The organism is Xenorhabdus innexi (assembly GCF_002632485.1).
GTDB lineage: Bacteria > Pseudomonadota > Gammaproteobacteria > Enterobacterales > Enterobacteriaceae > Xenorhabdus > Xenorhabdus innexi.
Map to the genome: position 1 here is coordinate 1 of NZ_NIBU01000091.1, position 9472 is coordinate 9472.

The 9472-nt window shown below is 42.9% G+C and carries 12 protein-coding genes and 2 pseudogenes; 4 read left to right on the plus strand and 10 right to left on the minus strand.

Translation table 11 applies throughout. The features are described from left to right. Positions 1-753: 753 nt before the first annotated feature. From Xinn_RS22920 to Xinn_RS18860, 5 genes and pseudogenes are all read right to left on the minus strand, one after another. Positions 754-855, minus strand: a pseudogene (locus tag Xinn_RS22920) (lysis system i-spanin subunit Rz); the annotation flags it as partial. Between the two features lie 67 nt (positions 856-922). Continuing rightward, positions 923-1174 (minus strand): annotated as a pseudogene (locus Xinn_RS18850) (glycoside hydrolase family protein); the annotation flags it as partial. After that, the gene (locus tag Xinn_RS18855) at positions 1158-1340 is read right to left on the minus strand and encodes a phage holin family protein (protein WP_086953061.1); all 183 of its coding nucleotides are present in this window, start codon (positions 1338-1340) and stop codon (positions 1158-1160) included. The pseudogene Xinn_RS18850 and the gene Xinn_RS18855, both read right to left, overlap by 17 nt. A gap of 390 nt (positions 1341-1730) precedes the next feature. Continuing rightward, entirely contained in the window at positions 1731-1877 is a 147-nt protein-coding gene (locus tag Xinn_RS22230) for a hypothetical protein (protein ID WP_169923620.1), read from the minus strand. 15 nt (positions 1878-1892) lie between these two features. Next, positions 1893-2186 carry a hypothetical protein gene (locus tag Xinn_RS18860; protein WP_143706497.1) on the minus strand — a complete coding sequence of 98 codons (294 nt, stop codon included), beginning with the start codon at positions 2184-2186 and terminating at the stop codon, positions 1893-1895. A gap of 242 nt (positions 2187-2428) precedes the next feature. Between Xinn_RS18860 and Xinn_RS18865 the strand changes: the two genes are divergently transcribed. After that, positions 2429-2788 (plus strand): helix-turn-helix domain-containing protein, encoded by a 360-nt coding sequence (locus Xinn_RS18865; RefSeq protein WP_086953059.1) that lies wholly within the window; start codon positions 2429-2431, stop codon positions 2786-2788. Between the two features lie 374 nt (positions 2789-3162). Here Xinn_RS18865 and Xinn_RS18870 read toward each other — a convergent pair whose 3' ends face one another. The 4 genes from Xinn_RS18870 to Xinn_RS18885 are packed head-to-tail and all read right to left on the minus strand — an operon-like array spanning position 3163 to position 5747. Then, positions 3163-3600, minus strand: a complete 438-nt coding sequence (locus Xinn_RS18870; RefSeq protein WP_211286037.1) for a YcgN family cysteine cluster protein — start codon at positions 3598-3600, stop codon at positions 3163-3165. A gap of 17 nt (positions 3601-3617) precedes the next feature. Then, positions 3618-4274 carry a fumarylacetoacetate hydrolase family protein gene (locus Xinn_RS18875; protein ID WP_086953057.1) on the minus strand — a complete coding sequence of 219 codons (657 nt, stop codon included), beginning with the start codon at positions 4272-4274 and terminating at the stop codon, positions 3618-3620. 60 nt (positions 4275-4334) lie between these two features. After that, a complete protein-coding gene (locus Xinn_RS18880; protein WP_086953056.1) occupies positions 4335-5414 on the minus strand; it encodes a lytic murein transglycosylase in 1080 nt (359 codons plus the stop codon). A 60-nt stretch (positions 5415-5474) separates the two neighbouring features. Then, complete coding sequence (locus tag Xinn_RS18885; protein WP_086953055.1) at positions 5475-5747, minus strand: YcgL domain-containing protein; 273 nt, start codon at positions 5745-5747, stop codon at positions 5475-5477. A gap of 134 nt (positions 5748-5881) precedes the next feature. Here Xinn_RS18885 and minC point away from each other — a divergent pair, with 134 nt between their 5' ends. Genes minC through minE form a run of 3 tightly spaced genes read left to right on the plus strand, consistent with a single transcriptional unit; the run spans position 5882 to position 7674 of the window. Further along, positions 5882-6565 carry a septum site-determining protein MinC gene (gene minC / locus Xinn_RS18890; RefSeq protein WP_086953054.1) on the plus strand — a complete coding sequence of 228 codons (684 nt, stop codon included), beginning with the start codon at positions 5882-5884 and terminating at the stop codon, positions 6563-6565. A gap of 23 nt (positions 6566-6588) precedes the next feature. Next, complete coding sequence (gene minD, locus Xinn_RS18895) at positions 6589-7401, plus strand: septum site-determining protein MinD (RefSeq protein WP_086953053.1); 813 nt, start codon at positions 6589-6591, stop codon at positions 7399-7401. A 3-nt stretch (positions 7402-7404) separates the two neighbouring features. Further along, entirely contained in the window at positions 7405-7674 is a 270-nt protein-coding gene (gene minE / locus Xinn_RS18900) for a cell division topological specificity factor MinE (RefSeq protein ID WP_086953052.1), read from the plus strand. 92 nt (positions 7675-7766) lie between these two features. Here the strand turns inward: minE and rnd are convergent, their stop codons facing one another. After that, the gene (gene rnd, locus Xinn_RS18905) at positions 7767-8906 is read right to left on the minus strand and encodes a ribonuclease D (RefSeq protein ID WP_169923621.1); all 1140 of its coding nucleotides are present in this window, start codon (positions 8904-8906) and stop codon (positions 7767-7769) included. Positions 8907-9472: the final 566 nt, after the last annotated feature.

Below are 9472 nucleotides of genomic sequence, written 5' to 3' on the forward strand. Positions count from 1 at the left end.
CCGCCCCCATTGGTATAACAATGGGCTCACGCCAAATGAATCAGAACGATTATTTTGGAAAAGTGCTAAGGTTGTGACCAATTTTAATTGACCACTTCATTTAACAGCTCATGAGCGAAAGCATACAGGTGAAAAGCCCTTTCAATGTCGCTTTTGTGGACAACGCTTTATCCAGAAGAGTAATTTGGGTGTCCATATACACCGTATACATAACGATCCATTGCCTGCTCTAAACTCTCAATCCGGTTCTTCTGATGTTATTAATGACGCAACTTTTGCTCGTATACGTCAACGCAGACAAGCCCGAGCACAAGGAGCTCCACCCACTTCATCTTTCATTCCTCCAACTGCACCAAGCAATTATCCACCTCAAGCATCAGGTTGGGATAATCCTCTTATTGCAAGTCTTATTACTCGTAGACCACCACCGCACTTAAATCAACCGTCATTATCCGCTCAAAGAGGTTCATCTCAAGCTAGCGAACCAATAAGGACTCAAAGATCGCAACAGCCTGCTGCTACTCCTGCATATGATCCTTATGCACAACCTCCAGTTGCTCCACGACCACCCTCTCGGATTCAAACTCCATACGTACCCTCGCCAGTACAACCCACACACAATAATCCTAGCACTAGCACTACAAACTGGGATTGGGAGGATGTAGATGATCTGATTAACCCTCACAGAACACCCAGCCCGCGCCGTTAAAATGCGTCATTTCGCCATTAGCTCCTAGACTTTATGCTTAGGGGTTAATGGCACTGCTTCCTAACATACTCCTGTAACCCTTGAATCATTTGTTCTGAGGTGGGAATTCGCTCTCGGAGTAACCAATAATTTCGGATAGCGGCGTCTGTAGATCGGGCGGTGGCTGCATCATCCATGCCGGAGCTGGCAACGGTTTTAGACACGGAACACTTGAATAGCCTTCTCCGCTTCTTTCGCGTTGAGGTCTCGGCACTGGTTCGGCGTCAATCGCATACCCTGCCTGATCGGAACGCCGTCAATTCGGGTCACGCCCCGGCAGATTGTCCAGATGCCGCCTGCATCCTGATACGCCGATAATCGGTTCCCCTCTTTCTCATCCAAAAACTGAGCGAGAATGGCGGTCGCCCCCGCACCAGAAAGCACCAGACCGATAACGGCAGCACTTAACTTACGCGTCTTTTTCATGGCGGTTGAATTCCCGGTGTTTGTAGTACCAGTTCACGGCAAACGTGCCGATGGTACAAATGATGCCAATGACGATAGCCCAGTCATTTAATGACAGCGCACCGAGCATCGCGGTAAATGCGCCCCATGTGTACGCTGTGGGGCTGGTGTATTTGTCCATAGTCATAATCCCCCCATCAGAGCAATGGGTGTCCGTGGGATGAATTATGATCGCCCCTGTGTCGGTTAAATGTAATAAGTTAATAATTAAGGTATGCTACTGTATCGGCCGAATATTAACTAACCGGAGTGATGGCTGATTAACTTCGGAATGAGAATTTTAAATATCTTATCAATCTATTGATTTTGCAGCTTTAATCGTAAAAATTGAAGCCCTTGAATCTGCTTTATCTATTACACTCGCTAGCTTGGATACAACTCAACTATCAGTTAAAAGTGATGTGATAAACAACCTTAAGCAATTTGCCGATCAACACCAAAACGCAACGGTAAAACAAGTCTATACGGAGTTAGCCAATAGTATTAATGGGCTAAATGTATCCCTAAAATAATTGCCTTAAGACTGACTAATAATTGCGTGCTTAATTGTAACTGAGTCTGCTCTTAGAGCATTAATATCGCAGCTCACTGATTTTTGAATATCAGCGAGCTGTTTTTCCAGTTCGACAACCTTTCTTTCCAGTATTTCAATACGCTTTTCCATGATTCGCCTCGCTATTTAATGTTGACTCATAAACTCTACCACTTTATTCTTAGCCCACTCTGTCGCCCGGAGTTCAAAATCTAAGAACGTCGATTTTTCATCATAATCTTCAACATAAAGTAGTTTCACATGAGGTGTTTCAGGCGACAGAACTTCATCTGTTTCTTGCAGATAAACATAAACATCAGCTTCCAACATAGTAACTCGCTCAGAAGAAAAAGAGAGTATGCTCTGCTGTGCTATACCTGCATTATTCTTAAATTCCGCTCTCGAATTTATCTTCGGGAATCCCACGATAATATTCATCATTCGCCTCACGTGAGTTAATAGGATGCCAGCCGCAATGCGTGTATACGGATGTGATTAAAGTGATTGCGGTGGCAAATTCGGTTAAGACCACTGCCCCTCAAATAAGGGAGAAAAAGCGGAAAGCAGCGATAAAAGACCACACCAAAATGCAGCCCTGAAAACAATATCGTATTTTAATCGTATTTATTTTGACAAAATACGATTAAAAGCGTATCACCTAATCATCCCAAACGGATGAGTACATGAAAATGCAATACATCAATGATGAAACAGGAAAACCACTATATGTTGTCCTGCCAGTAGCTGAATACGAAAAACTGATCAGCGCAAAGGAAGACTGGGAGGATGTGCCATACACCCCGTCAAGATACGACGATGTAACCGTACCTAACGGTGTTGTGTCTATTATGGTTGACCAGGATGTTTCTATTCTGGCGGCTTGGCGCATCTACCGTGGGCTGTCTCAGTACGAAGTTGCTGAAAAGCTCAATACAGCTCAATCCACAGTGTCTCAGTGGGAGGCGTCAGATCGCCCTCAAAAGCGCACACGGGAAAAACTGGCGGCACTCTATAACTGCGCACCAGAACAACTGCTCCCATAACCCAACGGCCCCGCTCAGGGTAGTCATTTCACTGATAAAATAGACATTCTATTTCAACCAGTGCTATTTAATCTCTTCGAAAAAGGAGGAGATTAAATAACAACGTCGGTTATGGTACTCTTGAACTCCCCGGTTAAAACGTATTATTGCTCACACCTTTGGAGGGCACTACAAAAAACGCTTAAAAAGCGTCTCAGACTGCTCAGGGGTCGTTTACTTTGGCTGAGACAGAAAATATTTCGTTGATCTCCTGCTCAGTCTGCTTAAACCGTTCTTCTTCCAGTTCAATGCTAGTTTTAGCTCTGATGCCCCATCTATGCCCCAAGCATTGACTATATGATATAAATTCCCTTTTATATCAATAGATAAAACACCTACTTAGGCTTATTCAGGATATGGTCTTCCCAGTCCACGACATCAGACTCACGCACTGCGATATGCCTGACAGAAATACGTTCTGCATGCATAGCTGATTTTGAGCCGCTGACTAACGGATGCCAGGGCAGAAGCCCTTTCCCTTCTTCTATCAGGCGATAAGCACAGGTTTTTGGCAGCCATTCAAAGGTCACCATATTTTCCCGAGTCAGTTTGATACAATCAGGCTCATAACTGAAACGATCTTCATAATTTCTGCATTGGCAGGTTTTGATATTCAGCTGATTACAGGCGACATTGGTGAAATAAATTTCATCAGTATCTTCATCCATCAACTTGTGCAGACAACACTGGCCGCAACCATCACACAGAGCTTCCCACTCCTGATCGGTCATTTGTTCCAAAGTTTTCATCTGCCAGAAAGGTTGAGACATAATTTCTGCCATTCCTCATTTTAAATCACTCTGGTAGTTAAAACGTGTTCATTAAGCGAAACGTTCAGAACATCACCAGATTTCAAAGCCCCTACCCCCTCAGGTGTTCCGGTTAAAATAATGTCACCGGGGCGCAGGGTGAAAAATTGTGACATGTAGCTAATCAAAGGGATGATTGGCGTTCGCATGTCACACGTATTGCCGTTTTGACGTAATTCGCCATTTACTACCAGAGAAAGCTGAACACTTTGTGGATCTTCAAAGGCATTAGCCGGAATAAAACCTGAGACGGGGCATGAACCATCAAATGCTTTGCTCTTCTCCCACGGTTGGCCTGATTGCTTAAACTCACGCTGTAAATCGCGCAGAGTCAGATCCAAAGCAACGGCAAAACCGGCAATGGCTTTACTGACCCGATCCTCATTGGCATTTTTGAGTGTCGAGCCAATTAAAACCGCCAGTTCAACTTCATGGTGCACTGCCCCCAATTTTTCTGGGATAGATATGGGTTGGCGCAAATCACAAAGCGCGGTTTCGGGCTTTATAAATATCACTGGCTCATCAGTAATAGCAGAGCCCATCTCTTTAATATGCTTGTCGTAGTTACTGCCGACGCAAACAACTTTATTAGCAGGAAAATCCAGCAGTGCCCCCTGCCAGTCTCTATGTTGATACATAGTACTCTTCCTTAGCTGTAATCAGCCTGATTGCTCAGGCTCTGATACTTAATGAGTGAATTAACGAACTCTCTGTTCGATGCCGTCGGCCATCATACCAACACTGAGAGCAAAATAGTAAGAGCGATTCCAGTGCATAATAGTGCGGAAATTTTGCGTCACCCAAAATGCCCGAGGTTCAGCCCCATCAGTGATTATAATCCAACCGTTGGTTTTGGCCGGGAATTGTGCAAATTCGGGAGAAAAAACACCTAAAGATTGCCATTGTGAAATTGATTTCCTCTGCTCCGCCTTAACGCCTTCCAATGTTTTATCAAAATTATCCGGCAATGAAACGGCAAATCCCCACGGTAACCCTTTCTGCCATCCTTCCTTATGCAAGTAATTAGCCGTGGATGCGAAAACATCTTCCTTGTTATTCCAGATATCAATTTTCCCATCACCATTACCGTCTGCGGCATAAGTCAGGTACGACGTCGGCATAAACTGGCTCTGCCCCATCGCTCCAGCCCACGAGCCTTTTAGTGTCTGGTCTGCATCGATATATTTTTTCTCTATAATTTCAAGGGCGGCCAGAAGCTGTTTTATAAAAAACTCTTCTCGCCGTCCTTCAAAAGCAAGCGTGGACAGTGCAGATACGACATTTTCTTTACCCTGAATGCGGCCAAATCCGCTTTCCAGCCCCCATAAGGCGACAATATAAGACTTAGGGATACCATATTTACGGCTGACTCTGGCTAATTGAGGAAAATTATCCTGATACTGATCAACACCCTGTTTTATTTTCCAGTCAGGTAAAACACGTTTCAGGTAATCATCCAGAGTCACTTTTTTCTCCGGCTGATTACGATCCGATTTAATGACCCGTGGGATAAAGTGAATATCCGCAAATGCCCGTTCTAAGGTGCTCTCACTGAACCCCTGTTTCCGTGCTTGCTGTCTAATTAAAGCCACATAAGCAGGAAACTGGGAGCTTTCGCGTGAAGCGTGGGGAAAATGTCGTTCCAGTGCCTTGACATCTACTTGAGATAAAGTCGTCAATCCTGAATCCTTCGGATTTTTTCTATCGGGTGAACTACATCCGACCAGCAGTATTACACCCAATAATAAAGGTATCTTGATGATTAATTTTAATTTCATAAATCACCCTCCTCAGTCAGGAGCAAGCCACTACCCGTGGCTCTTTGTATGACGATTTTCTCATGATTTGGCTGCTGCCAAATGTTCATTGATTAAACTTTCTACCGGAGGGGGAACTTGTAAGTAAAAGCCCTGCTCATTCAATGCCGTTTTTACTTTCTCAATATCAGCATTCGCTAATTTTTTTCTTTCAGATAATGAAAGCATCATAGAAAATTGCGGCTCGCCAAATGCTTTCAATAACTCTTCAGGAACAGATGAAAAATCACCTTTTTTTTCAAGATAGAGATATGTTTGTTCACGTTTTGGACTTCTATAGATTACACAAATCATTGTCATAAACTCTTTTTAATTAACACTGCGACTTGCTTGAATAATTCAGTAACTATAACATGCTTATTATATTTAAGAATATCGTATCCTTGGAGTTGTTCCAGGGAACTTAACCTTGCTGAGTCTGAATATCGATGTCACAATCGCCAATTGAGCTAAAAGGCAGTAATTTTACGCTTTCGGTCGTTCATTTGCATGATGACCAGCCGGATATCATTCAAAAGGCCATACAGGAAAAATTGGAACAAGCGCCCGAATTCCTGAAAAATGCGCCAGTTGTTATCAATATATCCCATCTCCCTGTTGGTGCAGATCTTCTTGCTCTACACCGTGCGGTTGAATCTGGCGGGCTACGTATTGTTGGTATCAGCGGCTGCCAAAATGAAGAACAGCGTAAAATTGTGCTGGAATCTGAACTTCCTCTATTAAAAGAAGGAAAGAGTCAGAAAATTCGTGCTGAAGAAAATAAGCCATCTGAACCTATTTTCAAAAAAACTCGTATAATTAATATGCCTGTTCGTTCAGGACAAAGAATTTATGCTCCGAACAGTGATCTTATTGTTACCAGTAATGTCAGTGCTGGTGCAGAATTAATCGCTGACGGGAATATTCATATATATGGCGTGCTACGTGGGCGTGTATTAGCAGGCGCATCTGGCGATCAAGAAAGCCAGATTTTCTGCACCCATTTAAATGCTGAGCTAACCTCTATTGCCGGACAATATTGGCTCAGTGATGAAATTCCAGATACTTTCGCTGGCAAAGCTGTGAAATTACGTCTGGTAAATAATGAATTAACTATTGAAACCTTAATCTAGCCCTTATAACAAGGAATCGCTTCATGGCACGCATTATTGTTGTTACATCTGGTAAAGGTGGCGTTGGCAAAACCACTTCAAGCGCGGCCATTGCTACCGGCCTCGCACAAAAAGGGAAAAAAACCGTAGTCATTGATTTCGATATCGGGCTGCGTAATCTCGATCTCATCATGGGATGTGAACGCCGTGTAGTTTTTGACTTCGTTAACGTGATCCAAGGTGACGCCACATTAAATCAAGCGCTGATAAAAGATAAGCGCACAGAGAGTTTATATATTCTTCCTGCTTCTCAGACCCGGGATAAAGATGCCTTAACCCGTGATGGTGTCGAAAAAATCCTGAATGAGTTAACTGAACAAGGGTTTGATTTCATTGTCTGTGATTCACCAGCAGGTATTGAAAGTGGTGCCTTGATGGCTCTCTATTTTGCCGATGAAGCTATTATTACAACAAATCCGGAAGTTTCATCCGTTCGTGATTCCGATCGAATTTTAGGTATTCTCGCCTCTAAATCACGTCGCGCTGAACGGGGAGATGATCCTATCAAAGAGCATCTTTTGTTAACTCGTTATAATCCCGGTCGTGTAAACCGAGGTGATATGCTGAGCATGGAAGATGTCCTGGAAATTTTGTGTATTCCTTTACTCGGTGTCATTCCGGAAGATCAATCCGTGTTACGCTCTTCAAATCAGGGAGAGCCTGTTATCCTGGATAAAGATTCTGATGCGGGTAAGGCATACGAAGATACAGTTTTACGTTTACTCGGTGAAGAGCGGCCTTTCCGCTACATTGAGGAAGAAAAAAAGGGCTTTTTGAAACGCCTGTTTGGAGGGTAACGCATGGCTTTGTTAGATTTCTTCCTGTCGAGAAAAAAATCGACGGCCAATATTGCCAAGGAACGGCTGCAAATCATCGTGGCAGAACGACGCCGTGGTGATGCTGAGCCTGCCTATTTGCCCGAAATGAAACGCGACATTCTGGCTGTCATTTGTAAATATGTACAAATTGACCCAGACATGCTTTCTGTACAGTTTGAGCAAAAGAATGATGATATCTCCGTACTAGAACTCAATGTAACATTACCGGAGATTGAGGAATCGGCAAAATAGCGCTATCAAACAGCGCTATTTAATTTAAGTGTGTGACTTTCACAAAGTAATCGGGATGTTCAGGCATCCCGATTTCGGTTCAGACAAATGAATCACTGAACAGGATAGTCAGCCAATACTTTTGTAATCTGCTCCGCCAATAGTTTACCCCGCCAACCCTTGAGTAATTCAGGCAGCTTCTCTGATGATTTCAGTTTCCAGTGTGCACTGAGCAACTGATTAATCTGGCGACGTGAGGCTAACAGTTCAGTACAGAACTTGTGTGATTCGCTGACCTGATTGATCAGTGATTTTATTTCTTTAAACGCTTTACGATAACCCGGATAATCAACTAAGTTTTTGATTACTTCAGGACACTCTTCATCTGGAAGATCCCGACACTCCGTTACCATCGCCAATAACCGGCGCCCATGACAACGAATTTCCTGACCACTTAAACCTAAAGCATCCAACTCACCCAACGAAGTTGGCATATAACGAGCCACCTGCCACAGGTTTTCTTCACGAATAACAAAATTGACAGCTAAATCCCGCTCACGAGCCTGATTCAAACGCCATGCAGCCAGTTTTTTTAAACAGGCTAATTGTCGCGGGCGGAGTTGGCCGGCATTGCTGATATCTTTGTAAGCAGATTCCGGTAGTTGTATCTCTTTACGACGCTGTACGATCAGTTCGCTTTCATCTTTTGCCGCATCCATATATCCCGCCTGCTCTGTGGCTGTCATCAAAATATCGGCCAGAGGCAAGAGGTAATAAACATCCGCCGCAGCGTATTCACACTGCTTTTCTCTCAGCGGGCGAGCCAGCCAATCGGTACGGGACTCACTTTTATCCAGCTCTACATGCAAATATTCTGAAACCAATGTTGCAAACCCGCACGACAACGGATGACCAATAAATGCTGCCAATACCTGAGTATCCATGATCGGCGTTGGCATGCACTGAAAACTGTTCCAGAAAACTTCCAAATCCTCACTGCCAGCATGAATAAATTTTACGACATTCGGATCAGTCAATAATTCGCGAAAAGGCTGCCATTGAGAAATTTCAAGAGGATCGATAAGAGAAAGTTGTTCGCCATCAAACAGTTGTATCAAACCTAATTGGGGATAATACGTCCTTGTGCGTACAAATTCTGTATCCAGTGCAATTTTTGCATGTTGTTTTGCCCTGTCACAGATGGACTGTAACTGAGCGTCGGAGGTAATCAACTGATAATTACAACTAAACAATAAAATATCCTTTAAATACAATTCAGTGGGAACAATTAAGCGCTAAGAAAAGGTATGTATACCTTTTAATCATATAGCTATTTTTGCATTCTATAGTATTAAACATAGTTTCTACTTACCACAATTTTAGAAAATTTATATCAAGTACTATGCTCTCTATGATTACCTAATGACTTAAAAAGAGGGAATTGTATCCAATAGTTCGATCAAATGAATAACCAACCACCGTGAACATGCAGGTACGCCGATATTCTTAATTATTTTTATTTTTAAATAGGGGGAGGTTAGAGAAAAAACCTATAAAATTGGTAATATGAATTACTTAAGTTTAAATCAATACGAATAAACAGGCATGACATAATTAATCACTGATTAACCAAGCTATAGTTAGCTGATTAATTCAATGCCATAGACAGGATCTTAAGAATTAAGCCTTTCAAAACACGCATCCAATGTTTTGTTTTTACATGATTTTCTTTGTGGTGTTTTGAACGCGTTCTGGCATAAATATTCTTGTGCTTTTTCCAGCCAAAAATACGTTTCCGACCACGCCTTTTGGAGCAGGT